34 protein-coding genes are annotated in these 24,162 nt (G+C 53.2%); 14 read left to right on the top strand and 20 right to left on the bottom strand.

Features of this window, described 5'->3' with window-relative positions:
• Together NTE_RS06920 and cobT are read left to right on the top strand one after the other, a co-directional pair.
• On the top strand, positions 1-621 hold the full coding sequence (locus tag NTE_RS06920; RefSeq protein ID WP_226987258.1) for an MBL fold metallo-hydrolase: 621 nt from the start codon (positions 1-3) through the stop codon (positions 619-621).
• A 3-nt stretch (positions 622-624) separates the two neighbouring features.
• Entirely contained in the window at positions 625-1,722 is a 1,098-nt protein-coding gene (gene cobT / locus NTE_RS06925) for a nicotinate mononucleotide-dependent phosphoribosyltransferase CobT (RefSeq protein ID WP_226987221.1), read from the top strand.
• Here the strand turns inward: cobT and NTE_RS06930 are convergent.
• The 5 genes from NTE_RS06930 to NTE_RS06950 are packed head-to-tail and all read right to left on the bottom strand — an operon-like array spanning position 1,715 to position 4,568.
• Positions 1,715-2,083: a hypothetical protein gene (locus NTE_RS06930; RefSeq protein WP_148700359.1), complete on the bottom strand. Its 369-nt coding sequence runs from the start codon at positions 2,081-2,083 to the stop codon at positions 1,715-1,717. The two genes, cobT and NTE_RS06930, sit on opposite strands and share 8 nt — an antisense overlap.
• Before the next feature lie 30 nt (positions 2,084-2,113).
• On the bottom strand, positions 2,114-2,737 hold the full coding sequence (locus NTE_RS06935; protein ID WP_148700360.1) for a DNA-3-methyladenine glycosylase: 624 nt from the start codon (positions 2,735-2,737) through the stop codon (positions 2,114-2,116).
• A gap of 3 nt (positions 2,738-2,740) precedes the next feature.
• Positions 2,741-3,382 carry a uracil-DNA glycosylase gene (locus tag NTE_RS06940; protein WP_226987222.1) on the bottom strand — a complete coding sequence of 214 codons (642 nt, stop codon included), beginning with the start codon at positions 3,380-3,382 and terminating at the stop codon, positions 2,741-2,743.
• A gap of 23 nt (positions 3,383-3,405) precedes the next feature.
• Entirely contained in the window at positions 3,406-3,669 is a 264-nt protein-coding gene (locus NTE_RS06945) for a hypothetical protein (protein WP_148700361.1), read from the bottom strand.
• A 5-nt stretch (positions 3,670-3,674) separates the two neighbouring features.
• Complete coding sequence (locus NTE_RS06950) at positions 3,675-4,568, bottom strand: SirB1 family protein (RefSeq protein WP_148700362.1); 894 nt, start codon at positions 4,566-4,568, stop codon at positions 3,675-3,677.
• Positions 4,569-4,793: 225 nt separating this feature from the next.
• On the opposite strand from NTE_RS06950, the gene NTE_RS06955 reads away from it, so the two are divergent.
• Both NTE_RS06955 and NTE_RS06960 read left to right on the top strand, forming a co-directional pair.
• Positions 4,794-6,320 (top strand): ammonium transporter, encoded by a 1,527-nt coding sequence (locus NTE_RS06955; RefSeq protein WP_226987223.1) that lies wholly within the window; start codon positions 4,794-4,796, stop codon positions 6,318-6,320.
• 129 nt (positions 6,321-6,449) lie between these two features.
• Positions 6,450-6,635, top strand: a complete 186-nt coding sequence (locus NTE_RS06960; protein ID WP_148700363.1) for a hypothetical protein — start codon at positions 6,450-6,452, stop codon at positions 6,633-6,635.
• Positions 6,636-6,647: 12 nt separating this feature from the next.
• Here NTE_RS06960 and NTE_RS06965 read toward each other — a convergent pair whose 3' ends face one another.
• Complete coding sequence (locus NTE_RS06965) at positions 6,648-7,814, bottom strand: cation:proton antiporter (protein WP_148700364.1); 1,167 nt, start codon at positions 7,812-7,814, stop codon at positions 6,648-6,650.
• A 136-nt stretch (positions 7,815-7,950) separates the two neighbouring features.
• Between NTE_RS06965 and NTE_RS16495 the strand changes: the two genes are divergently transcribed.
• Positions 7,951-8,127, top strand: a complete 177-nt coding sequence (locus tag NTE_RS16495) for a hypothetical protein (RefSeq protein WP_158385235.1) — start codon at positions 7,951-7,953, stop codon at positions 8,125-8,127.
• 6 nt (positions 8,128-8,133) lie between these two features.
• Here NTE_RS16495 and NTE_RS06970 read toward each other — a convergent pair whose 3' ends face one another.
• On the bottom strand, positions 8,134-9,003 hold the full coding sequence (locus tag NTE_RS06970; protein WP_148700365.1) for a DNA-3-methyladenine glycosylase family protein: 870 nt from the start codon (positions 9,001-9,003) through the stop codon (positions 8,134-8,136).
• 255 nt (positions 9,004-9,258) lie between these two features.
• On the opposite strand from NTE_RS06970, the gene NTE_RS16500 reads away from it, so the two are divergent.
• From NTE_RS16500 to NTE_RS06980, 3 genes are all read left to right on the top strand, one after another.
• The gene (locus NTE_RS16500; RefSeq protein WP_158385237.1) at positions 9,259-9,420 is read left to right on the top strand and encodes a hypothetical protein; all 162 of its coding nucleotides are present in this window, start codon (positions 9,259-9,261) and stop codon (positions 9,418-9,420) included.
• Between the two features lie 202 nt (positions 9,421-9,622).
• Positions 9,623-9,790: a 50S ribosomal protein L40e gene (locus NTE_RS06975; RefSeq protein WP_148700366.1), complete on the top strand. Its 168-nt coding sequence runs from the start codon at positions 9,623-9,625 to the stop codon at positions 9,788-9,790.
• Between the two features lie 118 nt (positions 9,791-9,908).
• The gene (locus NTE_RS06980; RefSeq protein WP_148700367.1) at positions 9,909-10,220 is read left to right on the top strand and encodes an AbrB/MazE/SpoVT family DNA-binding domain-containing protein; all 312 of its coding nucleotides are present in this window, start codon (positions 9,909-9,911) and stop codon (positions 10,218-10,220) included.
• Here the strand turns inward: NTE_RS06980 and NTE_RS06985 are convergent, their stop codons facing one another.
• Positions 10,221-11,033, bottom strand: coding sequence for an alpha/beta fold hydrolase (locus NTE_RS06985; protein WP_226987224.1), 813 nt, complete (start codon positions 11,031-11,033; stop codon positions 10,221-10,223).
• Between the two features lie 353 nt (positions 11,034-11,386).
• Between NTE_RS06985 and NTE_RS06990 the strand changes: the two genes are divergently transcribed.
• Positions 11,387-11,605 carry a hypothetical protein gene (locus tag NTE_RS06990; protein ID WP_148700368.1) on the top strand — a complete coding sequence of 73 codons (219 nt, stop codon included), beginning with the start codon at positions 11,387-11,389 and terminating at the stop codon, positions 11,603-11,605.
• Between the two features lie 172 nt (positions 11,606-11,777).
• Entirely contained in the window at positions 11,778-12,065 is a 288-nt protein-coding gene (locus tag NTE_RS06995; RefSeq protein WP_148700369.1) for an Sso10a family chromatin protein, read from the top strand.
• 25 nt (positions 12,066-12,090) lie between these two features.
• Here NTE_RS06995 and NTE_RS07000 read toward each other — a convergent pair whose 3' ends face one another.
• On the bottom strand, positions 12,091-12,336 hold the full coding sequence (locus tag NTE_RS07000; protein ID WP_148700370.1) for a hypothetical protein: 246 nt from the start codon (positions 12,334-12,336) through the stop codon (positions 12,091-12,093).
• Positions 12,337-12,442: 106 nt separating this feature from the next.
• On the opposite strand from NTE_RS07000, the gene NTE_RS07005 reads away from it, so the two are divergent.
• Positions 12,443-12,826 carry a hypothetical protein gene (locus tag NTE_RS07005; RefSeq protein ID WP_148700371.1) on the top strand — a complete coding sequence of 128 codons (384 nt, stop codon included), beginning with the start codon at positions 12,443-12,445 and terminating at the stop codon, positions 12,824-12,826.
• A gap of 6 nt (positions 12,827-12,832) precedes the next feature.
• On the opposite strand, the gene NTE_RS07010 is transcribed toward NTE_RS07005, so the two are convergent.
• The 10 genes from NTE_RS07010 to argH all read right to left on the bottom strand — a co-directional run bounded on the left by NTE_RS07010 (position 12,833) and on the right by argH (position 22,330).
• Complete coding sequence (locus NTE_RS07010; protein WP_148700372.1) at positions 12,833-13,294, bottom strand: cupredoxin domain-containing protein; 462 nt, start codon at positions 13,292-13,294, stop codon at positions 12,833-12,835.
• 46 nt (positions 13,295-13,340) lie between these two features.
• A complete protein-coding gene (locus NTE_RS07015; RefSeq protein ID WP_148700373.1) occupies positions 13,341-14,981 on the bottom strand; it encodes a cytochrome b in 1,641 nt (546 codons plus the stop codon).
• Positions 14,959-15,573: a Rieske (2Fe-2S) protein gene (locus tag NTE_RS07020; protein ID WP_148700374.1), complete on the bottom strand. Its 615-nt coding sequence runs from the start codon at positions 15,571-15,573 to the stop codon at positions 14,959-14,961. The genes NTE_RS07015 and NTE_RS07020 overlap by 23 nt, the downstream gene beginning before the upstream one ends.
• Positions 15,574-15,621: 48 nt before the next feature.
• Positions 15,622-16,104 carry a pentapeptide repeat-containing protein gene (locus tag NTE_RS07025; RefSeq protein ID WP_158385239.1) on the bottom strand — a complete coding sequence of 161 codons (483 nt, stop codon included), beginning with the start codon at positions 16,102-16,104 and terminating at the stop codon, positions 15,622-15,624.
• A 42-nt stretch (positions 16,105-16,146) separates the two neighbouring features.
• Positions 16,147-17,223: a diphthine synthase gene (gene dph5, locus NTE_RS07030; protein ID WP_148700376.1), complete on the bottom strand. Its 1,077-nt coding sequence runs from the start codon at positions 17,221-17,223 to the stop codon at positions 16,147-16,149.
• 36 nt (positions 17,224-17,259) lie between these two features.
• Positions 17,260-18,399 carry a M20/M25/M40 family metallo-hydrolase gene (locus NTE_RS07035; protein ID WP_226987225.1) on the bottom strand — a complete coding sequence of 380 codons (1,140 nt, stop codon included), beginning with the start codon at positions 18,397-18,399 and terminating at the stop codon, positions 17,260-17,262.
• Positions 18,400-18,411: 12 nt separating this feature from the next.
• Positions 18,412-19,293: a lysine biosynthesis protein LysX gene (lysX, locus tag NTE_RS07040; RefSeq protein ID WP_148700377.1), complete on the bottom strand. Its 882-nt coding sequence runs from the start codon at positions 19,291-19,293 to the stop codon at positions 18,412-18,414.
• Positions 19,290-19,460, bottom strand: a complete 171-nt coding sequence (lysW/argW, locus tag NTE_RS07045) for an alpha-aminoadipate/glutamate carrier protein LysW (protein WP_148700378.1) — start codon at positions 19,458-19,460, stop codon at positions 19,290-19,292. Before lysW/argW ends, lysX begins: the two co-directional genes overlap by 4 nt.
• An 8-nt stretch (positions 19,461-19,468) precedes the next feature.
• Positions 19,469-20,695: a LeuA family protein gene (locus NTE_RS07050; protein WP_148700379.1), complete on the bottom strand. Its 1,227-nt coding sequence runs from the start codon at positions 20,693-20,695 to the stop codon at positions 19,469-19,471.
• Between the two features lie 159 nt (positions 20,696-20,854).
• Positions 20,855-22,330 carry an argininosuccinate lyase gene (argH, locus tag NTE_RS07055; RefSeq protein ID WP_158385241.1) on the bottom strand — a complete coding sequence of 492 codons (1,476 nt, stop codon included), beginning with the start codon at positions 22,328-22,330 and terminating at the stop codon, positions 20,855-20,857.
• A gap of 237 nt (positions 22,331-22,567) precedes the next feature.
• On the opposite strand from argH, the gene NTE_RS07060 reads away from it, so the two are divergent.
• From NTE_RS07060 to NTE_RS07070, 3 genes are all read left to right on the top strand, one after another.
• Positions 22,568-22,837, top strand: coding sequence for a hypothetical protein (locus NTE_RS07060; protein ID WP_148700381.1), 270 nt, complete (start codon positions 22,568-22,570; stop codon positions 22,835-22,837).
• Positions 22,838-22,928: 91 nt separating this feature from the next.
• Positions 22,929-23,216 (top strand): hypothetical protein, encoded by a 288-nt coding sequence (locus NTE_RS07065; RefSeq protein WP_148700382.1) that lies wholly within the window; start codon positions 22,929-22,931, stop codon positions 23,214-23,216.
• A 53-nt stretch (positions 23,217-23,269) separates the two neighbouring features.
• Positions 23,270-23,641: a metal-sulfur cluster assembly factor gene (locus tag NTE_RS07070; protein ID WP_148700383.1), complete on the top strand. Its 372-nt coding sequence runs from the start codon at positions 23,270-23,272 to the stop codon at positions 23,639-23,641.
• 10 nt (positions 23,642-23,651) lie between these two features.
• Here the strand turns inward: NTE_RS07070 and NTE_RS07075 are convergent, their stop codons facing one another.
• Positions 23,652-24,128 carry a hypothetical protein gene (locus NTE_RS07075; protein ID WP_148700384.1) on the bottom strand — a complete coding sequence of 159 codons (477 nt, stop codon included), beginning with the start codon at positions 24,126-24,128 and terminating at the stop codon, positions 23,652-23,654.
• Positions 24,129-24,162: the final 34 nt, after the last annotated feature.

The raw sequence follows: 24,162 nt of genomic DNA on the forward strand, positions 1-24,162 counted from the left end.
GTGCTCCAGATACCTGTCGGCCAGATGGCCAACTTTACATACATTATCGCCGACGACGAGGAAACAGACGAGGCTGCAGTCATCGACCCTTCGTGGAACCTTGAAAAGGTATTTGACGCGCTGAAAAAGAACGGCTGGACTGCCAAGTACGTCATAAACACGCACTCGCACTTTGACCACGTGCTTGGCAACGAGCAGGTAGCCAAGGTTACAGGGGCAAAGATAGTGCAGCACAAGGCGTCCGCGCTAGAGCGCGACATCGAAGTGCAGGATGGCGACACGATAAAGGTGGGCAACAGCATATCCTTGCGAGTGGTTCACACGCCGGGCCACTCTAAGGACAGCATCTGCCTGGTGCTTGACGGCAAGCTGGTCTTTACAGGCGACACGCTCTTTGTGGGAAACTGCGGCCGGACAGACCTGCCGGGAAGCGACCCTGCCGAAATGTACGACAGCCTGTTTGGCAAGGTGGCCAAGCTTGACGAAAGCCTCCTGATGTATCCCGGCCACGATTATGGAAGCAAGCCGACGTCCACCATAGGGCACGAGAAAAAATTCAACTATGTCCTGTCGCCGCGGACAAAACAAGAGTTCCTTGAATTCATGGGCTCCGGTGACTGACCGGTGGTGCAGGATCAGGATAATATCATCGGGGCCAAGCAAGCCAAAACCAAGTTTTCCGCAAAAAACCCCTTCTTTTGCTGCGTGATCTCGCACACTGCTACAAGCGAGGTGCCCGGGCTCACAGTGGCCGGTGCAAACCCTGACCTTGTGAAATACACGTCACCGGCAGACGCCGAGTTTCTGCACTATGGCTACTGCCGGTGCATTCCGGGTGTCCCGGCAACGCCTGACGGCAAGCCAACACCTGCCGTGATAACAAAAGCCGCGCTAGAACTAGCAGAGATCCCGTTTCTTGTGGTCGATGCCGGGACAAAGGTCAAGCCCGACATCCCCTGCGTATCGCTTGGGGTAAAGCCGGGCGGCAACATTGCACAGGAAAACGCGATGGACGTGTCAGACACAAAAAGGGCGCTTGAATATGGACACGCGCTTGGCAGGCAGCTTGCGCGCTCGTCAGACCTTGTCGTGATAGGGGAGAGCATACCTGGAGGGACCACGACCGCGCTTGCGGTCCTAAGCGCCCTCGGCGTTGACGCGCAGTTCAAGGTCAGTAGCAGCATGCCGGAAAACCCACACGAATTGAAGAACAAGGTTGTCCAGTCGGCGTTTGCTCGCGCCCGCATTTCTACCGCTGATGGAACGCCGGCGCTTGAAGCAGTGTCGCTTGTTGGCGACCCGATGATGCCGACAGTCGCCGGCATTACCGCCGGCGCGCTTGAGGCAGGAGGAGCCAAAGTCATGCTTGCCGGCGGCACGCAAATGGCGGCGGTGCTTGCCGTCATGAAGGGGCTTTCAATCCCGCTTGCCAATTTGTGCATGGGCACAACCGTCTATGTCGCAAAAGACAGTTCTGCTGACCTTGCCGGCCTCATAAAGCAGGTGTCGCCAGAGGTTCCGGTTCTTGCCTGCGACCTGCAGCTTGAAAAATCAAGCAAGCCGGGCCTGCAGGCGTTTGCCCGGGGATTTGTAAAGGAAGGCGTGGGCGCAGGCGGCTCGTCAATAGCCGCCATGCTGAAAACAAATGCAAGTGGGAAAAAAATGCTTGCCGCCATCGAGCGCGTGTACGAGCGCTCGATAGAAAAGAAGAGTCTTACCTGAGCGAGATGTTTATGGTGTCCTTGGCGCCGGCAAACATCTGGCCCATGAGCTGCTCCTGCAGCTTGTAAAAGTAAGACTTTAGGCCGATTGCGTCTCCGCTGGTCTGTTTTTGCACGGCCGTTATTAGGTACTGCGCCATCCTGTCAGACACTGCGATGTAGAACCTCGTCTTTATCCTTGCGTCCTGTGATATGCGCAGCTCGTTTCTGACTTGCACGGGCGCAGAGTCCTTGGCCTGCGCCTCTATCTGGCCGTAAATCCGGAACAGAATCTCTGGCTTTACGCCTAGCTTTTCGTCGTCCATTGTAATGTGGTATGTAGCTGCTGATGTTGGTCCTTGTTGTTGCATGACCTTGCTCAAAAAATGCGGTAAAAAACAGGTCGAGGAGCTCTATTTTACCTGCAAGCTAGCTGGCCTTGCCCTTTTTCTTGAGAGAAACGCGCTTGCCGGGTCGACAAAGCGCCATTGCACGTCCGTGGCCTTGCTTATCCCGATTCTTGCAGTGGCCATTACCGTCTCTCTTGCGGGGCCGTCTTCGATTGTAATTTCAGACTCAGGATCGGTCATGTCGACGCCGTTCTGCCTGCGGGTTATGTTCATTGCCTGCGCAAGCCTGCCCGGGCCTGTCGTAAGCAAATAGGGGTCGTCAAGTCCGCGCCGCCTCCTCATTTCTTTTATGCCATCCACCGGCTCGATGCTCCGGATAAGCACCGCGCCTGCCGGCGCGCCGTTTCTTGCAGAGACGTTTATGCAGTGGTGATTGCCGTACGTGAAATACACGTACGCCATGCCTGCTTCTCCAAACATCACCCTGTTTCTCTCGGTCATGCCCCTGCAGGCATGGCTTGCGGGGTCTTCTGCGTGTCCGTACGCCTCTGTCTCCACTATGATGCCTGACAGCCTGTTACTGCGGCCGCCGTCATCATCCAGTCTCCGTACCAAGACCTTGCCTATCAGGTCCCTTGCCACCTCCGTGGTGGGCCTCTGGTAGAACGACCTTGCAAGTGTCAGCATTAATTACATGAAGTCCTCCAGCGACTCGCTCCTTTTCCCGCCTGCCTTGCTACCTGCGCCAATCTCTTTGGCCAGCTTTTTCAGGTCTGCTTCGAGAAGTGAAAGCATACTCTTGTTGTATATCGCAGCTGCGGGGTGTATGGTCAAAAAGTACTTTTGGCCAGCTTTTTCGATTATCTTGCCCCTGTTTGCCGTTATCGACCCGCCTCCAAGGATAGACGAGTACGCGGTCCGGCCAAGTATGCAAATGATTCTTGGCCTTATGAGGGCGATCTGCCGCTCAAGGTAGGGTATGCACGCCTGCACCTCGTCGTCTTCTGGCACGCGGTTGTTTGGAGGCCTGCACTTTACCACGTTTGTGATAAAGACCTGGGAGCGCGATATGCCCGCCTTGGCAAGCATCTCGTCAAGTATCCTTCCTGCGGCGCCAACAAACGGCCTGCCTTTTTCGTCTTCGCTTCTTCCCGGCGCCTCGCCTACGAACATCACCTTTGCAGAAAGCTGGCCTTCTCCCGGGACCGCGTTCTTTCTAGTTCTTGACAGCTTGCACTTTGGGCAGCCTCTGACTTCTGCTGCAACCTTCTCAAGCGAGTCTGTAACTGGCAGCTTTTGTGATGATGACGACATGTCTCTATGCGTGTACATGTACCTGCAAGAGACCGGAGCTTTTATGGGTTATCGCTCTTGCTTTTCTTGTACCCGACGGCAAGCACTATAGCTCCCGCCACGACTGCAAACAGCGAATAAACGTACGAGTTTGTGACGATAAAGCAGTTGCGCTCTAGTTCGTCAAGCGCGGCCGGCGGGTACGTCGAGCGGTCTATCCTTGCAAGCTGCGAAAGGCACGAATAGCCCTGGAAATTGAGGAAAAGCGCAAGGCCGCCTCCCACCGCGACAAGAGCGATGCCTGTCACAAGATACTTGGCCTGCAAAGTTCTCAATTCTCTTCTTTTTCTTTTTTCTTCCCGTACGTGCCTTCCCTTATCTGCCTGATGACGTCCAGCACATCGTCTGCGTCCTCAGCCTCGGGGTTGACCTCAAGGTACGCGTTCAGCGCGTCAAGCGCCCCCTCTGTACTGCCCTTCTTCAAGAGCACGACACCCTTGTCCCGTATTGCCTCCGGGTTGTACTGGTCGATGGCAAGCACCATCTCGTTTGCTACTTCGTAGCGCTCCATGTCCTGCGCCTCGTAATAGCTGCTTTTCAGGTTGTTGAGCATCCTTGTCATCACTTGCGCGCTCGTCGCCCTTTCCACGAACGCGTGCGTCATGGCGATGTTCTGGTGTGGAAAAGAGCGCTCAAGGAGAGCTTTTAGCGCGTAGTCGTCCATTATCCTGCCGCCGTTGAACGGGTCGACGATTATCTCACCGTTGTCGCCTTCCATCACGTGCTTTGCCAGAAAATGCGCCGGAAAGTTCACGGGGAGCATTGGAAACCCTGCGCCCTGCGCAACGCGCATGTAAAGGATTGAAAGCGTTATTGGGATGCCGGTCTTGCGTTCAAGGACCACGTTGAGGTAGCTGTTGAGCGGGTTGTAATAGTCGTCCGTGTTTGGCTTGAACTTTTGGTCGTTAAACAAATACTCGTTTATCTGCTCGATTATCAGAGTCGGCCTGGATATCCCTTTGCTTTTCAGCGTGTGCGCAATCTTGGCGCCCATCCCGTCGATGCTGGCCAGCGCTGCGTTTACGTCAAGGTCCGGATACGCCAGTATCCTAGCAAGGTTGAGCGCGTGCTCGGCAAGCCTGGTCGGGTCGTCCCTCGACACCACATGCTTTACCACGCAGTCTTGCCAGTCCCGTACCACGGAATCAATGTTTAGGCCGGCCACTTGCTCACTACACACCGCTCGCGCATATATTTATGTTCAAGGGAGCAAGCCCGCGCCTTGCTATCCTGATATAAGGAAATATGTCATAAAATTAAAAAACTACGATAAATAGCGAAGAAATTAGCTTTCTGATAATTGCTTGCATTTCAAGATAAACCAAAATACTCGCAAGCATTGAAAAATTCAACTAAATGCTTTTATTCAAACCTCATTGCTCTGACCTCCATGAATGCAGACGACAGTAAAGCAAAGTCTTTACTACTCAGTTCTAGGCTTGGCCTAGCGAGTCTGGCTGCAGTTGTGATGGCGCTGGTGGCAGTTGGTTATACCGGCAGCGCTTTTGCATACGCGCCCGACGACCCGGCCGTGCCATTTCACTGCTGGCAGACAAACGAGGACGGCACCAAGAAGATCGTGACAGGCGAGGATGGTAGCCAAAGCCTGGTTCCATGCGAAGTCAACGCAGGAGACAACGCATGGATGCTGACGTCTTCGGCGCTCGTGCTCATGATGACTCCCGCAGGCTTGGCAATGTTCTATGGTGGCCTTGCAAGGCAAAAGAACGCTGTCAATGTCTTGCACATGGTGTTCATCACCACAGGCGTCATTGGCGTACAGTTTGCCCTGTGGGGATACAGCCTTGCGTTTGGACCTGACGCTGGAGGCTACGGCTTTATAGGGACGCTTGACTGGGTGGGCCTGCAGAACGTCTTGCACGATGTGCCGTCAAACGCGTATGGCGGCATTACAGGTTTCACAATTCCACACCAGACCTACATGATATTCCAGATGATGTTCGCCATCATCACGCCAGCGCTTATCGTGGCGTCGGTGGCAGAGCGCATGAAGTTCAGCGCGTTTATAATATTCATTGTCATCTGGGCAACGTTTGTCTATGACTTTGCCGCGCACTGGACGTGGGAAATTACTGCGCCTGACAACTATGGCCGAAACCCCGGATACTGCAACTTTGGATGGGGCGGATGCCTTGGTGCACTTGACTTTGCAGGCGGAACAGTCATACACATCACGTCTGGGTGGTCCGGGCTTGTCATAGCGTTGATGCTTGGCCGCAGGCTGGGCTACGGCAAGGTACCGATGGAGCCGCACAACGTCTCCTTGGTGGTGCTTGGAGCAGCACTCCTCTGGACAGGCTGGTTTGGCTTTAACGCTGGCTCTGCAGCGGCTGCCGCTACAAACGCAACAAGCGCATTTGTTGCTACGCAGATTGCTACAGGGATGGCCGCAGTCACTTGGGCATTGATATCGTGGGCTCACACGGGCAGGCCATCAACGATAGGCGCAGCCTCTGGCGCAGTGGCAGGCTTGGTGGCAATCACGCCAGCATCCGGCTTTGTGTCGCCAATGTCTTCGATAATCATAGGCATACTGGCCTCGATTATCTGCTACTCTGCGGTGTCGTTCAAGAACAAGCGCAAGTGGGACGACGCACTCGACGCATGGGGCGTGCACGGTGTCGGCGGTCTTGCAGGAGCAATCCTGACAGGCATATTTGCCGAGAAAAGGTTCACGCCTTGGGGAGACAACGGCCTTGCGTTTGGCAATCCTGCACAGCTGTACGAGAACGCGGTCGGAGCGTTTGCCGCCCTTGCGTGGGCTATGGGCCTGACGGCTGTCATCATCAAGATAATGGACGTGGTCTGGCCCGGCGGAATCCGTGTAACGCCAAAGGAAGAGGAAGTCGGCCTCGACCTTTCCCAGCACGGCGAGAGGGCTTATGTGACAGAGTAGGCTACAACGAAGTCTGGAGGCTTTTTTGCCTCCTTTTTCCACTTTTTCCTTTTTTCTCTCTCTAATCACTATCCCGGTTAACATTCATTAACAAATCTTATATCTATGCTCACCTGACGCTTGGGATAGATGAGTTCTCGCGGCAACTTTACAAAAGGCCAGACGTGGGGGGCCTTGAAAAAGGCGTGGAGAGGGTACAAGATAGCCAAGGTGCAGGGCGACAGCGGCAAGATGAAAGAGTACGCGACCAAGATACGCACCCTGCAGGGCGAGCTTGGGGTAAAGCAGGCATCATTTCCAGAACTTGGAATGTGACTTACTTACCGGCTATTCATAGACAGCTACTGCCCTTGTGCCGAGCTTTACCAGCATGGGCCCGATAAAAGTGGTCAGCGCGACTACCATGCCCACTATGGGGAATAGAAACGGGCTTACCACGCCGAGATCCTGGCCAGTCTTGAGCACGATAAACGAAAACTCGCCCAGCTGGGCCATGCTCAAGCCGATCCCGATTGCAAACGTCTTTTCAAAGCCAAACACTCTGACTCCGGCATAGACTGCGCCCATCTTGCCAAGCACCGTTACTGCGGTGATGATGGCGACCGGCACCCAGAAAAGCGAGATGGTTGACAAATCCATGAGCGCGCCAATCGTGACGAAAAATATCGCGGTAAATATCTCTCGGGTGGGCGTGATGAGGTTTGACACCTGCTCTGAAAACCTCGTGCCGGCAATGATGACGCCGGCAAGGAAAGCGCCGGTGGCGGCAGAAAAGCCAAGCTCGTGCGACAGGAACGCAAGACCAAAGGCGGTGCCAAGCGCAAACATGACCGTTATCTCGTAGCGCTCCAGCCTTGCAATGAGCGCAAAGATCTTGGGCATGAGAATCACGCCGGCGGCAATAGTCCCTCCGATAAAGAGCCCTATCTGGCCGATTGTCACAAGGATCTGCATAAAGTCAAACGAGCCGCTGACCACGCCGGCGTGCATGGCGCTTATCATGACTACCGCAACCAGGTCCTCGATGACAAGCACGCCTATCATCAGTATCGAAGACGTTGCCTCCATCTTGCCCATGTCCTCAAGCACCTTGACGATTATCGCGGTGGAGCTGATGGAAAGGGCGGCCGCCAGGAACATAGAATCATAGAACGACCACCCAAAGCCGGCGCCGACTGCAAAGCCGATGCCAAGCATGGCAAGCACCTCAATGACTGCAATGCCTGTACCAAGCTTGCCTATTGCGCGCAGCTGCCTGAGCGGGAACGAAAGGCCGACTCCAAAGAGAAGCAGCACGATGGCAATGTCTGAAAAATTATTCAGCATCTCTGTGTTCTGGACCAGCTTTAGCGGCCCAAAGGGGCCGATGAGGATGCCGGCGACAAGAAAACCCAGGATCATCGGCTGCTTGAAGATGTACGCCAGCGCGCCTATGCCGGAGCACACCAGAAGCAGAAACCCTAGGTCTCCTACGAGCTCGATGCCTACTGCCAACGCTTTTTTCTACCAAGAAAAATCTTCAAATCGCTTTATGGCGGCAAGTCAACAATACTTTTCAAACAACAACCATTTTTTTGATGCATAAATTGTGCACTAGAATTAAATACTTCTGCCGCTTTGCCGTAAATGCTTGGAGCCCAAAGAAAAGGAAGCAGAGATAATAAGCGAGATCCTGCTCAAGGCAGCCAGCGAGCCTGAATTCCGAAACAGCCTGATACGCGATCCTGCGGCCGTGCTTGAAATGTACAACGTTTCGCCGCAGGCCAAGATGGTCATAAAGAGGACCATAATCGACCTGACGCAATAACAACTACTACCACTTTTTGCCCGCGTCCTGCCTCATGTGGTAGTAAAGGAACTGCTGCGCATAACCTGCATACTTGCCAAAGTACGTGCGCGCGGCTTTTGATGCCTCGATATATTGATGCCCGGTCAATTTCTCGCTCATTTTCTTGCCGGCAAGCCAGCCATAGTGGCTTGCAAGGGCCCGCGCTATCCAGACGTCTATTGGAAAGGCGTCCAGCTTTTCAAGCGAGAACAGCAGTATGCAGTCTGCGATCTTGGGGCCGATGCCGTACACCTTTAGCAGTTCAGCCCTGGCTTCGTCGTAGCCGGCTTTTTTCAGGTATTCTATGTCAAGTGAGCCGTCTGCCATCGCCCCTACTGCAGCTTTTATCGCCTTTGCCCTGTAGCCCAGGCCGCACGCGCGAAGTTCGCCTTCAGAAGCCTTGTGGAGCGCCTGCACAGAAGGAAAAGTGTGGAACTCTTTGCCATCCGCAACTATTCTCTGGCCGTATTTTTTTGCAAGCGTGCCAAGCATCCTCCTTATCATGGGTATGTTGGTGTTGCTTGCGCATACGAATGAAATGGTGCACTGTGCGGGGTCCTGCCTCATGAGCCTGAGCCCCGGATACGATGCGATCAGTTTCTTCACAATCGGGTCCTTGGCAATCTCTGCAAATATAGAGTCGGTATCGTCGTCAAGCCGGAACATGCTGCGCTCTATTTGCCGCTCCTCCGGAAACGACTCAAACACCAGCGCGCCGTCCTGTCGGTAAAACTTGACAACCCTGTCTGCGTGTATTCCGTACCACGCCTGCCCTGACTTTTCCCAGAGAAAGACCTGGCCGCTGTTGACGCTTGTCTCCGGGTCAAAATGCGCAAGGAGCGGCGGCTGCCTCAATGTATGTGCTCTGCTTCCTGAGGCATGGCTTATGAACTTTTTTGCACCATCATCATCCTTGCTCTTTAGAAAAAGTCAGGCAGACTGGCCCTGCTGTTTGAATGGACAGGGCTTGAAAATCTAAACGACTTTCATACCTGCACAAAGGTAACCGGAAGAAAGCACTGTAAAGAAGGGTAATCCCAAAGAAAACTAACTGGGAATGAAAAAAGATTAAGCACCTGATTTATTTCACCAAATCGACTTTTGCAGAGCATGGGGATGCGGAAAGGGGCGTACAGAAGAGAGGAAAGCGGACAGCAGAAATCTGGCAAAGGGACCATAGTAATCTGCGAACTTGTTGAAAGAGATCCGTTTACGGGTAAAATATTAAGATCGGAAAGGCACGAAATTCTGGCAAAAATAAGACAGCTTTGATATAATAATAACTGCAAAAGCGACACCTTGCAATTTCACGCGCCATCTATTCTTTGATGCACGTCACACAGAGCCGTATCGATGAGACTGCCGGAAACATGAAGTGCGGCGGATCTTTTTACCCGTGAGCAAATTTGCCGCTTCTGGGTGAACTGGCGTTATAACTCATTAAAGTAAAAAACGCTCCAATAATAATAACAAGATGCCAATCACGGACGCAACTAAAAAACAGATTGCCCAGCAGCGCAGGCTGTACTTCAAGATATGCTTCAGGTGCGGTAGCAAGAACCATATCGATGCGGTAAGATGCAGGAAGTGCCACAGCCATCACATGCGGGCCAAAAACCGGACGCTGGGCGCAAAGAAGTAGGAGCTGGTCGCATTTCGGCATAAAGAGAGAAGGATTGCCCGAGTGTCTACCGCCTAGGGGCGAGCCCGTACAAAAAAGGCTAACGTTAAATAAATGACCCGACCCCTCATGCCTGCAAATGAGCAGCAGTAACGACAACCCGACCGATCCCGTCGATGCTTTCAAGAAGGCGCTAGAGAAGGGAGGCGAAGTCCAGAAAGACTTTGCCCGCCAGTTTTCCGCAATGCAGGCAGACGCAATGCAGAACTACCTTGCCATGCTGCGCGGCCTGAGCTTTTACAATGCCATGTTCAAGACCACGGTCCAGAGCGGGGGCAGGATCTCTATACCAGAGGCCGAGAGGCAGGCCCTTGACATCGACGACGGCGACCTGGTGCAGGTAATAGTAATCCCTATAGAGCGCCGCAGAAAAAAGGCAACTGATGGCTAGCTAGGGGACCAGCTCTTCCTTTCCTGCAAGGAACTTTAGTATTATTCTGTTAAAGGTCATCGGCTTTTCCACGTAGGGCGTGTGCCCGCAGTCCTTTATCACGACAAGCTCGCTGTTTGGCACTTCACGAAAATCTTTTGCGTACTGGACGGGGATCATCCTGTCCTCATCGCCCCACATTATCAGGGTCGGCGCGATTACCGACGACAGCCTGCCCCTGAGAGGCAGGGAGTACCTCATGCCAAGGAGCGTCGACATGAACGCGTATTTCGCGTTTGGCAGGTTCATCCTCTTGACGAAATCTACCACCATCTCTTCGGTGACGATGGATGGGTCGTGCGCCATGTCGCTGAATGCCTTTAGCGCATTTTCAAACGTGGGGTACAGTGCAGCCATTATGTACTGGTCAAGGATGGGAGTTGACGTGCGCATGGCGCCTGCCGGCGAAACAAGCGCCATCTTGTCGATTCTGCGCTTGTTGCGAATAGCATACTCTGCGGCCAGGTGGCCGCCAAAGGACGAGCCGACTAGGTGAGGCTTTTCAATGCCAAGGTTTTGCAAAAAGCCGTCGAAAAAATCGATGAAAAAATCCATGGTGTATTCCACCGTGGGCTTGTCGCTGTACCCAAAGCCGACAACGTCCGGAACTATCACTCGGAAATATTTCGACAGAGTGGGTGCCACGAGGAGCCAGCGCTCTGACGAGGCACCTAGGCCGTGCAAGAGGACTAGGTCTTTGGCGCCCTTGACCGGAGATCCATAGTCTAGGTACCTGGTGGTATGCCCGTTGACCTTTGTCATCCGCTGCGGCATCGCTTGTTCCTGCAACAGATTTTGTCTATAATCCTATCTCAAGTCAGTTAATATAGTTATTCTGCCGAAAAATGACGCAATAATGGTTCCGACCGACCACTATAGTGGAGCCAGTAATCATGGAAGAGGTGCAAAATAGCGTGCACCTGCCCAGCTTTTGGGCTTTCTTTGAGTACATTACCCATGTGTTCCTTACAAGAGCCGGCCACAAGACGTCTTTTTGCTTGCCTCCTGATGATGATAATTCATCATAATAATAATGAAAGAGAAAACCGAGGCAGAGACGGGTATATCGATATGGGGCTAACACTGAAGACAAGATAAAGGCAGGCGCAAAGCTTCAGACGCTTCTAATGACAAGTCCAAATATCGCAAAGCTAAAGGAAGATGCCAAGGACGCCGCGTTTGGCGACTTGGATGATTCAGAGAAGGCCGCCAACAATGTGACAGTAGCTGCCAAAGCAGTCGCAAACAAAGCCAAAGGTGCTGGTGGCCGTGATTTGGATACTAAATACAAGAAGATAGAGAAGGTAACACAAGCCTTTGACCAGCTAACCTTTTTTCTTTTTTAGGAAACCGCCTTTTTGACCTCTGTCATTCTCAGTGATAGTGTATATTATGCTGTGCAGCTAAAAATTACGCAGAATCGGCCAGTCTGTTTTCTTGTTGCAGAATCCTTTACCTGTCATATTTTACCGTCGGTCAGTACAACACTCTTTTAAAATATAATTTCGTAGGTCTTTTATGAAAAATAGAAGCAGGATGGACATCGCTTCGGCCATGCTCGAGATAGCGCAGGACGGGGCAATAAAGACCCGGATAATGTATAGCGCCTTTATTTCATTTCCACAACTGAAGGAATACCTGGAGATTCTGGTGGACAGGGGCATGTTGGAATACGCCCCAAAAGAGGGGGTATACCGCACTACGGAAAGCGGAAGGCGTTTTCTAAAGACCTACAAGGAAGTAGGCCAAGCGTTGTACCCAAAAGAGAGCAAGATAACAAAGATAGCCAGCGCCGGAATGCGTTGACTGTGTAGGCCGTACAAAAGACCGCTCAACCGTGTGGAACCCTGCTGCCTGAGCTGCGCGCATCCCTAGCCGCATATTGCGCGTATTTCTGCATAAAGTATCTGCCGTTTTTGCGGACGATGTCGCGATAGAGGTCAGGTTGCGCCGTAAAGGCCGGCGTATCTGCTTGGTAGTGGCCGCAGCGCCAGCATATCCACTCTGTCCAGCGGCCATCGCGGTACTCGTATACCGAGTTTCCACACGTCGGGCAGGCAGCAAATACTGCTAACATCGACATTCATCGCAGGATTGCTTTTCTACTTCGCTGCTCAACGATTTTAGATAAACCGCTAGAATTAGTTAGTTTAAATCGTCGTTTCGGTGCCGGTACTTTTGTCTTGACAAACGAAGTCACAATCTCGCTTGCAGAAAAAGAGGTGGTCGCCGGCCAGGAGCTGCATGGCACTGTCACGATAAACTATGCTGGCAGGTGGGACAGCGTGGTAATCAACTCGCAGATTGAAAACTCTGGCGACGTCTTTTCGTACAGTCTGCTAAACGGCAAAAAGATCAAGCACCCTTACGCCCGGCTGTCGATATTCAAGGATGAATTGAAGGGCAGGACCGTGGTGGAATTTGTTTCGTCAACGAACCACGTGCCTGCCGCTGGAAAGGACCATACGAACGTCAAGTTCCGGGTGAGCTTGATACAGGAGCACAAGGAAATCTTTTCCGACATTGCCTACATAAAAGTAGTAGCAGGCAAATTATTGCCCAGCTAGCTACAGCTAGGCAAAGCTTTCTGTTACTTCGACAGAGCCCTGCATCCACGGGTGCGGCTCGCAGTGATAGTGATACGTTCCTGTTGCGGTGAACGTGAACTCGAACTTTTGTCCGCCGGGGATGAGGCCGATTGTGGCAAGAGTGTCAAACTTGCCGTTTATCTTGTCTGTGTATCCATCATCGCTAGTCACGCTGTGCGGAACGTCATCAGTATTTTCCCATATGATATGATTGCTTACGCCCAATCCGGCGCGTGTGTCTTTGGGAACAAAGAACTTGCCATTTCCTTGATTGGATGAGCCCGGGGATATCTTTACTGTTACAGATTCTGCCGGCTCCAACACAGCCTTTGGCAGAATCGGCTTGGCATTGACCGCCGGGACATACATGTACTGGTAGTAGCCTATGCTAATGCCTACTGCGACAATGAATGCGATGATGCTAATGCCGCCGGCGTGGTTGGTCATCTGATGATCACCGTGAATTTATTTTCACATATAAAGTTTGTTTGAGTCATGGACCTTTTGGACCCTTGACATCAGTTGTTGGATTGTTTTCTGCCTTGCCTGTAGTGGTGGGAGCAGCAGCTGCTGCTTTGGTTCCTGGTGCTGTCTGTGTTGTTTGTCCGCCAGTTGCGGTCTTTTGCGGCGGAAGCTGCGCTGGTTTTTCTGCAGGTTTAGCCGCCGGTTGCGCGGCTGGAGGTGCGGCAAGCGGCTTTTCCTGCGGAGTTGGCGTTGCAGGCGACGGCCTTGGCGGTGCTACCGCTGGCTTGGGTGCCGGCGGAGTCGGCCTTGGCGGTGGCGCCTTTGCCTGCGCCTTGCCATACCTGTAGAGGTGGAACATGCCTGCAAAGACCAGCATCATGATGCCTACTATGAATAGCGAGTAGTTCTTCATGCCGTCAAGCATTGCATAGTATGCCGCGATGTTGAGGTACACCTGGAAGCCGATGAGGACCACGAACAGGGCGTACAGCCACTTTTGCGAAAGCTCTATCGAAGACTTGCCCGCCTTCTTTGGCTGCGCCTTGGCGTTGGCCTCTGCGTGCTTGGCAAGCTTTATCATCATGTACGTAAAGCCAAACGACAGCGGGACTAGCACTACCATGACCAGGTAGAAGAATATCGGGTCGATGACGAGCCTCTCAAGAAGCGCCTTGTGCGTGTCCGGGTCGATGTAGAATCCCCAGTATGTGGTGACCAGTATCTGGGCAAGGCTCGTGATGCCTACCGCGGTGATAATCGGTCTGTCCTTCCAAGAGAACTTTTTGTACCTGTCTACAAACGGTATGAGTAATAGTGCGCCTATGAACAAGCCCGGCCACGCGACGCCTGTGACGAACTTGTCGTACATCGTCCTGAGGAACGCGTACAGGCCTGTGAGGTACCACTCTGGCACGGTGATGCCCGGAGGCACGTGAGGGTCGAACGGGAGCCCAAGGCCCACCGGAAACACTCCTCCCGTGAGCATGATTGCGCCTGCGATGGCCATGACCATTGGCACGTCAAACACCAGAAACCTTGGGAAGTGGACTACCATGAGGCCAAGCAGCGCGATTGGCAGCATGAACACGTGGAAGGTGTAAAAGCGCAGGATAAAGTCGTGGAACCCTGCGCCAAAGAACGCTTCGCGCATCTGCGGCCCCATGATGGGTATCGAGTTGGTAAGCGACGCCGCGATAGAGATTGCCAGCTCCGCGCGCTCTGAGAATATGATGTCATAGCCCGTGAATGCCTCCAGAATGGTGAGCACGCCCAGTATGATGCCTGTCACCCACAGGATCTCGTTTCTGATCTTGTACCTGCCGCTAAAGTACTGGTAGTACATGTGGAGCAGGGCGAGCATGACCATGCCGTTTGAGGCGTGGTAGTGTATGTTGCGAATGTGGAAGCCGTAGGGGATGGTGTCGTTAATGTTCTTGACGCTGTTCCACGCCCTGTCGAGGATTGGCTCGTACCAGAGCATGAGGAGCGCGCCGGTGATGCCGAGAATGATGAATACCACGAACGTCAGCATTCCGAGAAAGCCCAGCGGGCTGACGAACCTTCCCGGGAACGTGAACTTCATTCCCATGAATATAGTTCGCTCTACGCCGGCGTACACCCACCGGAAGAATCTTGTCAGACTGTTCTCATACGTTAAGGAAGCGCCCATAACCAACAATCCCGTTTTTATCTGGACTCCATGTCGGAGGCAGTATCCATACCTTGCCGTCCTTGTCGACCTCTACGTCAAGCCTTGGGAGCACGTTTGAGGGCGGACCCTGGAGTGAAGCCGGCCCTGCAAATGCCTTGCCTGTCATCGGATCGTACATGCTGCCGTGACAGGGACACTCTCCCCTCTTGCGACCGGTATCTGGAAAATATTTCCAGAGGCACCAGAGGTGGAGGCATACCATGCTGTAAACGCGAAAAGCAGAAGCGTCGTTCTTTGCGCCGCCCAGTTCTTCCGGCAGCCTGATGAACTGCCAGGTGCGGAAGGCCTCCTTGTTGAGGACTTCGTCCTTGGTCTTGGGATAGATTATTGCCTCAGAGTGGTTAACTGGAAAATCTTTAACGTTGGCCTGCTCTCCGCTTGGAAGCTCCACAGGCTGTCTTTCGCTCAGGTTCCCTGTAGGGTTTGGAAGGAACTTGCCCCAATCTACAAACGGCGTAAATGTCATGACGGTGCCAGCGGCTGCCATGAGTTTCAAAAAGTCACGCCTCGACACCTTACCTCCTATCGGTGGTGGAGGAGTCTGCGCCATATACAAAAACTTGGTTTCGGTTTTATTAATAAACCTTTGTCCTAACAATCAGTGCTTCTCGTTCCAAGGGGTGCCGTCCAGCTTTGCGTATTTCAGGTAGGCGCCCATCCTGTCAGAGCCGGCCACGTTTACGTTCTGCATGTTTGCCTCTACAAACACGGTCTGCGACATCCTGACTGCGCTCATGTCCGCGCCGGAAAGGTTTGCCCACATGAAATTGGCCTTTGTGGCGTCAGCGCCGGCTAGTTTGGCGTCCTTCATCTCTGCGTACATGAAAAGCGTTTCTTTGCAGTTTGCACCCTCCAAGTTTGCGCCGCTCAGCTCGGCCTGTACAAAGTTTGTTCCCGTCAAGTTTGCCCTGGAAAAGTTGGCGTTTTTCGCTACCACGCCGTTGAGATACGCGCCGGCGATGTTCTTGCCTGAGAAATCTTCGCCGGTAAGGTCCAGCTTTGCCGTCAGGTTCTTCATTCTCCACGCGTTGAACTCTTGTACCTTGCCTTCAAGGAGCAGGCTCCGGGCCTCGGTTGACATGATGTGCTTTATGCAGCTTTTCTGCCACATATATAGAATTACTTAGGGGTTCCACGGATTGATTCCCTTCTGGAACCGTAGGGCGTCAAGGAGGCCCTCTGCGTAGCCGATGCTCAGGACTGCAAGCTCGTGCTTGCCCTGCCTTAAAAAGCGCTCGGCATCGTCGATATAGTATTCGGCGTTGTCTAGGACTTCGTGCATGCCCTTGTTGTTCTCTTTTTCTTTTGCGCCTTCCTTTCGCAGGATGTCACGCATGTGCCGTACAGCTTCTTTGGCCTTTGGCGCATAGCGCTCTATCATTTGAGAAGAAATGCGCTTTACAGATGCCGCATTGTCGGCCGGGCTGTCAAGGCAGACCGTGAGCGCTTCAAGGGCCTCCTCCTCTGTGAAATGCAATCCTGCCGGTACGATGACAGAGTGCGGGCCGGCGCCAAAGCCGACCCCTGCAAGCGACTTTATCCTGCCTGACACGATGCGCGAGTCGCTAGAACCAAGCCTTGACGCAACGACTACAAACGTCTCTTCTGAAAAGACGTGGTGGCGCAGGTCGCGTTCGCAGTCAAGGAGCATCTTTAACACGGCTGTGGGGTCCAAAAAGAACGGCTCGCCTGTCTTTTCGTCATGGCTGTATTCCGTCAGGATGAGCGTGTGGCTCCCTAAAAGCAGGTTGTCAAACACCGTGTTGTAGACGCTTACCGCGGACTTTGGTTCAGACATCATCGTGACCGTCCTGCCAAACTTGTACATGTGCAGGCCGCATTCGCCCATGATTGCCGTTATTCCAGATGCCGCATGCAGTACGCCCGTCTCTATGGACGCTTTTGCAGCCCTTGCGCGAAGCTCCGTATGCGTGGTGGCAAGGAGCGGGTCGCCGTAGGCTACAAGCGCAACCTGCTTTTCCTTTGCGGCATCAAGCATCTCCCTCCCGTCTTCGACAAACCAGCGCTGGACCGGTTTTGCGCTCTTGCCGATTGCCGCATTGATTCCTTCAAGGTCGCTGTCTGAAAGGGCGCTTGTGAACCTCTCTACAAAAACAATGTCGCATTTTTTCAATACCTGTACCGCTTCGAGGCTCAGCCCCCTGTGGCCGCTTATGCCTGCGCCTACCAACCAGAGCATATGAGGGGTAGAGCGTGGCGGCGCCTATATGATTTGTTACTTGCCTTTTTTGCCGTCGCCGTTTTGCTGCTTGCGGATGTGGTGTATGCGCGACATGTGAAAGAGCGCCCTGCTGAACACCTCTATGCTGTTGACGTACTCTTCAACGTTGACGCGCTCGTCTGCCGTGTGCGAAGCGTGCGGGTCGCCGGGGCCGTACGTGACGACCGGTATCTTGAAGGTGTTGCCAAGGACGTTCATGTCGCCGGTTCCCGTCTTGCGCAGGAGCACCGGCCTTTTTTTGCGGACGTCCAGTATGCCAAGCGACAGCGCCCTGACAAGCGCCGAAGAATGGTCCGCCTCAAACGGATCAGTCCTGTCCTCTATCCTGTACGTAGCCTTGACGCCCTTTTCCTTTGCGACCCTTGTGATGACATTGTCGACTGTGTCAAGCACGTTCTGGCAGGTCGTTATCGTGGGTATGCGCATGTCTATGGTTATCTTGCACTTTTGCGGGGTCACGTTGTGGCTTGAGCCTCCGCTTATCTCTGTCAGCGTGCAGCTGATAGAGTTGGCCTTGGTGTCTGCCGTTCCGACTTTTTCAATCTCTGCCTTGATTGCCCGCCAAAAGTCGTGCATCTCTTCAATCGAGTTTCGCGCAAGCCACGGCGCGCTTGCGTGCGCGCTGTCTCCGACGTCGCACGTGAGGCGTATGGCAAGCCTGCCCTTGTACGCAATGGTGATGTTGTCAATCCCTGAAGGCTCGCCAAACATCGCATAGTCCAGCCCAATCTTGCTCTTGACCAGGTTTTTCACTCCTGTGGCGTTTCCCTCCTCGTCAACCACTCCTGCAAAAATCACGGTGCCGCTCTGCTTTGGAAACTGCGATGCGGCAAGGAGCATCGCTATCAGGGGCGCCTTTGCGTCTGACGCTCCCCTGCCGTAGAGGTAGCCGTCTTCAATCCGCACGGGCACCTGCCCTGGCACCGTGTCCATGTGGCCGCACAGCAGTATGCGTGGCTCGCCGGTGCCCTTTGAAGCGATGACGTTTCCGACGCTGTCAATGCTCACCTGCTCAAATCCAAGCTCGTTTGTGCACTTGTCCTTTATCATGTTGGCAAGTGCAGCTTCAGACCTTGAAGGCGTGTACAGCTCTAGCGCCTTTTGCAAAAGCTCGACAGCGTAGCTTGGTGACACCAATTCTGCTTGCTACCCTTTTTTGTTCAATGCAAGGGCGTAATCAACCATTTGGCCCGGAATGTCCACACCTGTCACGCGCACGGTGTTCTTGAACTCTGTCGTGTTGTTCACTTCGTGGACCATCAGTCCGTCGCTGTCGCTTTCCATCAGGTCGACTCCGACTATCTGGCCGCCTACTGCGCGTGTTGCTTTCATGCAAATGTCTTCAAGCTCCTTTGTCACCGGGCAGACCTCGGCGCGACCGCCAAGGGCCATGTTGGTCTTCCACTCGCCGTCGCCAGAGTAGCGGTAGATTGCCGCAACCACGTGGTCGCCAACCACGATTGCGCGAATGTCGCGGGGCGGGCGCTTGACAAACTCTTCAAAATAGTAGATGTGGTAAAGTGGGAACATGTGCTCCCTGTCTTCAATTACCGCCCGCGCCGCGTCCCTGTCGCGCAAAAGCCCTATCATCCTGCCCCAGCTTCCAACCGTCGGCTTTATCACCGCAGGATAGCCGAATTCTTCAAGCGCAGCCGCTGCAGATTCCTCTGAAAATGCAGCAATTGCCTTTGGCGTGTTGACCCCCGCCTTCTGGAATTCCATGTGGGCGAACAGCTTGTTGCCGGTGATGCTTGCGACCCTGAGCGGGTTTATCACGCTTGCGCCGAGGCCCTCAAGCGCGGCAGTTGCGTGCAGGCTCTTGAAATAAGACACTGACCGCTGGAGCACCGTCCTGCCGGCGTATTTCTTCTTGCTCTCCTCGTCAAGTCGGATCGTGAGGTTCTTGACGTCAATGTTCTCTGTCTCGACGCCCTTTTTCTTGGCCGCCTCGATCAGGGACTTTTCTTCCCAGCGTATCGTGTCGTACAGTATGGTAAGGGTATTGCTATTGCCGTTGCCTGCGCTCACTGACCCCAGTCCTCGCCGACAACCTGAGCTGGTTTTATGTCAAAGCCCCCTGACGCTGCCTTTACCAGCTCGTAGCTGGCGCCGCAGTCAGGGCACGTGACTATTTCGCCCTCTATCGAGTCGGCGGGAATCTTGATCTCTGCGTCGCATTCTGGACAGTTGACCATCTAGTTTACTACTCCTTCTGCCCTACTTTCATGGGCGCGTCATTAAGTATCTTTCTCTCAAGCCTGTCGTCCAGGTACAGCTCCAGTATGTCGCCCATGCGGAGCTCCTTTAAGCCCTTTGCCAGCTGCTCTGCCTCGTGCTTGCTGGTCTCAAGGCCAAGGAGCGACAGCAGGTATGCCGCGCCGTTCTTGCCTGCAAGCTCGCCAAAGACTATCTTGCGCCTGTTGCCGACCGCCTTTGGCTCCAGTATCTCGTACGCCGCAGGGTTGCGCAGGATTGCCGCAAGGTGCGTGCCGGCCTTGTGCTTGTACGCGCTGTCGCCGACAATGGGCTTTGACTCTGGTATCCCAAGGTCAACGTACTCTGACATTGTCCTTGACAGGTCCTTTGTCATGTGGAGGCGCAGGTCGCTGTTGGCCTTGTAGATGAGCGAAAGGGCGACCGCAGTCTCGGCAAGCGCCGGGATTCCTGTGCGCTCGCCAAAGCCGTCTATCGTGGTGTGTATCTGGTCTGCCCCCGCCTCGCAGCCGGCAAGCGCGTTTGCCAGAGCAAGCCCCACGTCATTGTGGCAGTGCACGTCGAGAGACGTCTTGGACCTGTCGATGTTGTCGTACACCATCTTTACCAGGCTGAACATGCCACGCGGGCGCATGATTCCAACCGTATCGGGTATGCTTATCCTTTCGATGCCGCGCCTGTTCATCTCCTTGCACATGTCGATGAGGAACTCTGGCTCGGTCCTGCTTGCGTCCTCCATCGTAAAGCGCGACTTTAGCCCGTGCGACTTGATGTAATCTGCCACCTCAAGGGCGCGTGTCTTGGCCTCTTCCCTGCTTATCTTTAGTTTTGCAGCAAGGTGGATGTCAGAGATGCCCATGTAGGTCGCAACCCACGTTGCTCCGCAGCCTATCGCAATGTCGACGTCCGATTTGATTGCGCGCACATGCGCGACAATGTCAGCGCGCAGGCCCTGCTTGATAATGGTCTTGGTTGCCTCGACGTGGTCCGGCGAGACGACGGGGCTTATCTCTATCTGGTCGACGCCAAAAGAGTCGAGCATCCATGCTATCTGGATCCTCTGCTTTGTGGTAAAGTTGACTCCCGGGTGCTGCTCGCCTTCGCGGAGCGTGCTGTCGAGAATCCTTATCCTGCGGCCCGAAGTTGCGGCATCCGGGCCTCCCATCCTGTTGTACATGTGCGCGTAGTAGTTCGGATCGTCTGATTTTAGCGACATTTCTGCTACCGTGTAACTATATTCGTAGTTGATATAAACCTTATCGCAACTAAAACAGCGAATTCCACACCTAGTTTTGAAGAAAATCGCTAATTGCGAGCTTGAAAACCACGAAAACCAGTCTCAAAAAGAGGATAAAGTGCGCTAACAGGCGTCCGGCTAGGCCTGTACGTACCTGGCGACGGTTTTCGCAAGAATGTCAAGGGAGTCCTTGACGTATTTCGTCCTTTTCTGCGTCCCTTCGCGGTAGCCTGCCAGCCTTGACTTTGCTGTCTTGATCATCTCGTCCTGCTCCTTCGGGTTGGGCGAGCCGGCAGACCTGCGGGACTCTATTGACTTTTCCGGCGTCATCTCTTTTACTATTTTTGCCAACTCGTCCGGCTTGATTCCATTTTGCTTGGCCTGCTCTAGCGCAAAAGAGATTTCCTTTGTTTCAAGAGCTGCAAGTGGGATGTCCTTTTCTGCCGCGCGTGAAACAAGCGCGCCAACGACTTTGTGCGCGCTGCGAAATGGGACACCTTTTGCTACAAGCTGCTCGGCAATGTCAAGGGAAATCGCGTAACTCTTGGCCGACGTGTCAAGCATCTTTTTCTTTTTCACTGTCAGCGTGCTTATCACACCGTTCGTCACCTTTACAGTGCTTGTCGCAGTGGCAGACGCCTCAAGCAGCTGCGGCTTGATGTCCTGCAAGTCGCGGCTGTATCCTGACGGCAGGCCCTTGACCATCCCAAGCATCGACGCAAGCCTGCCTGCGATTATGGCGGCCTTGGCTCTGGTCAGCTCTAGCGGGTCGGGGTTCTTTTTCTGCGGCATTGCGCTTGAAGTCGAGCTGTAGCGGTCGTCAAGCTCGACAAAGCCAAACTCTTGCGTTGACCATATTATGAGGTCTTCTGCCATCCTCGCAAGCGTGGAGGCAAGTATCGCGAGGGCCGCAACGTACTCTACAAACGAGTCGCGGGAAGTCGTGGCGTCAAGCGAATTGAGCATCAAGCCGTCAAAACCGAGGAGTGTCGCCGTGCGCTTGCGGTCGATGCCGATGCTTGTGCCTGCAATGGCACACGAGCCAAGCGGCGACTGGTTTATCCTGCCAAAAGTGTTGTAGATGCGCTCAAAGTCGCGGCAAAGCGCGTCCGCATAAGCAAGCATAACGTGGGAAAACGTGCCCAGCTGGCCCTGCTGCAAATGGGTGTACAGGGGCATTATTGCGTCCTTGTTCTTTTCTGCTTTTTTCACGAGGCTATCGATGAGGTCTGCAAGGGCTGTACAAAGTTCGTTAATGTCGTCGCGCACCTTCATCCTGATGTCAAGCACCACCTGGTCGTTTCGCGAGCGGGCGGTGTGCATCTTGCCACCGGCGTCGATTCCTGCCTGTTTTATCACAAACGCCTCCAATGCCTCGTGGATGTCCTCCGCGCCCTCTGTGTCAATGAGGCCGGGGTTCTTTTTTGCCGCCTCCAAGGCCGCGAGGATCTTTTTCAGCTCCTGACGGCTGATGATGCCAATTTCGTGGAGCATGACCGAGTGTGCCTCGCTTCCTACAATGTCGTAGTAGAGTATGGACTGGTCGTGCTTCGTCGACGAGAGGAACGCAAGCACGTCGTCGTCCATCCTGCCCTTTGGCCTTGAGCGGTACATGTGTAGGTGCATCGTTCCGCGCTTTATTTTAATACTTTGAATAAATCCTCTCGGTACAGGTCAGTTTTTCTGACCGTGCATCTTGAATGCATATTTTTCTATGTCTTTACTTGTGTCTTGCGCAAAAGAGCAAATACATCACAAAACTGCCTATTCAATCAACTATGCTTAGGCCTCAACAACTGTTGATAGTAACCATTAAATGAATTTTCAAAAGAAGAACAATCTCTTACAGAAATGCTGGCGCTGATCGTAAAGAACAAGAGAATAGTTCAGGGCACGGGGATGTCTTTTCTGGTGATAGGGACAACCATGCACGCCTTCAACGTCGCAAACCTGATGACTCCGACTCTGAGCCATACCTGGTCCGCAGTGGCCATTTCCGGGTTTGTCCTCACGGCAAGCAGCCAGATTGGCGGGAACCTTGTGAAAAAAGTCAGGCACATCAGGAAATCAAAGCCGGGCTCCCGCTCAAGCAACAACCATGATGATGTGGTTCTTCCATAACGCCCTGTCTACAACCAGCTAGCTGGCATACATCGGCTTGTTAACAGAAGCTAGCTTGAGCGCTTCTATACATTTTAGCAATCAGTTCTGCATGGAATCAGCGTTAGCACCACCAACGCGCCTAATAGAATACCCAAACGACCTCTCTGGATGCGACTCTGTCGAGATTGGAAGCAAGCGCCTGCTGTACATGTGCTCAAACAGCAATATCAGCAAGCACTTTGTGATTGTCCTTGGCTATTACGCAGGCCAGAAGGAAGACTTTGTCACAAAGGACCTGATAGAGCCGGTGGACGACTGGAGCAGGGCCGCAATAAAGGAAGTGCTGGCAAGGTCGCTTGCACAGGAATACGCCGACACACAGGTATTCTTTCTCTGATTTTTGTGTTAATGATTAAATACGGTAGTTTTCCATCTATTTAATAGAGAAAAATGAGTACCGACGCCAAGAGTGACGCTAATTCAGCCCCTCAGAAGGGCAATGATGACCTGCAGCAGACCCGCAGGAAGATTTTCGACGAGTTGACCAAGATAGTCGACCCTGAAATAGGAGTGTCGATAATGGAGCTGGAACTTGTCGACAAGGTCGACATCAACTCTGGCAAGGTTGCCATCGACTTGCATCTGACAAGCCCGTTCTGCCCTGCCGTGTTTGGCTTCAAGATAGCGCAGGACGTGCGGGACAATATCTACAAGCTATCCGGCATCAACGACGTGAAGGTGCAGGTGAGCAACCACTTTATGGCCGACGCCATAAACAAGCAGGTCAACGAGAGCAAGTACCCTGCAAAGCCGGCAGCCTGACGCTACTACCCTATCCTATTTGCAGCCTTCTAAAGAATACGTCAGCATGATCTGTATGCCAATCAGTCTCCCATACCAAATAGATTTCAGAGTTATTGTTGTCCTTCTCGACTATTATTCCGCGGGGTCCCTCTGACACTCCTCCAGAATCTCCGCTAATTTTGAATGGTCCTGCAGCTGATTCATCTCCTGTATTTTTGTGCCATGAAAGTACGTCTGCGTCCGGAAATCTAGGCTTTTGTTCATCTTCTGGATGTGCAATATGCTTGGCTTTCAAAGCATATAGTCCTCTATCCGAGGGAAGCAATAGGATGTAGGTTGCGAAGGAAGAAATTAGTCCTATATTCTTGCTATCCTCAAGTTTTGTCTGTTCATCAAAACTAATGCCTCCGTTACTGCTAGATCTAACAAAAACAGAACCGCTGTCACTTTCTTCGAACAGTTGGTGTATCTGCCGGGCGTCTTTTAGTGTTCCTTTTTTCATCATATCAAACAAGCCTTCCGCCAGGTTGTCCATGTTG

The sequence above is a fragment of the Candidatus Nitrososphaera evergladensis SR1 genome (genome assembly GCF_000730285.1).
Classification (GTDB): Archaea; Thermoproteota; Nitrososphaeria; order Nitrososphaerales; family Nitrososphaeraceae; genus Nitrososphaera; species Nitrososphaera evergladensis.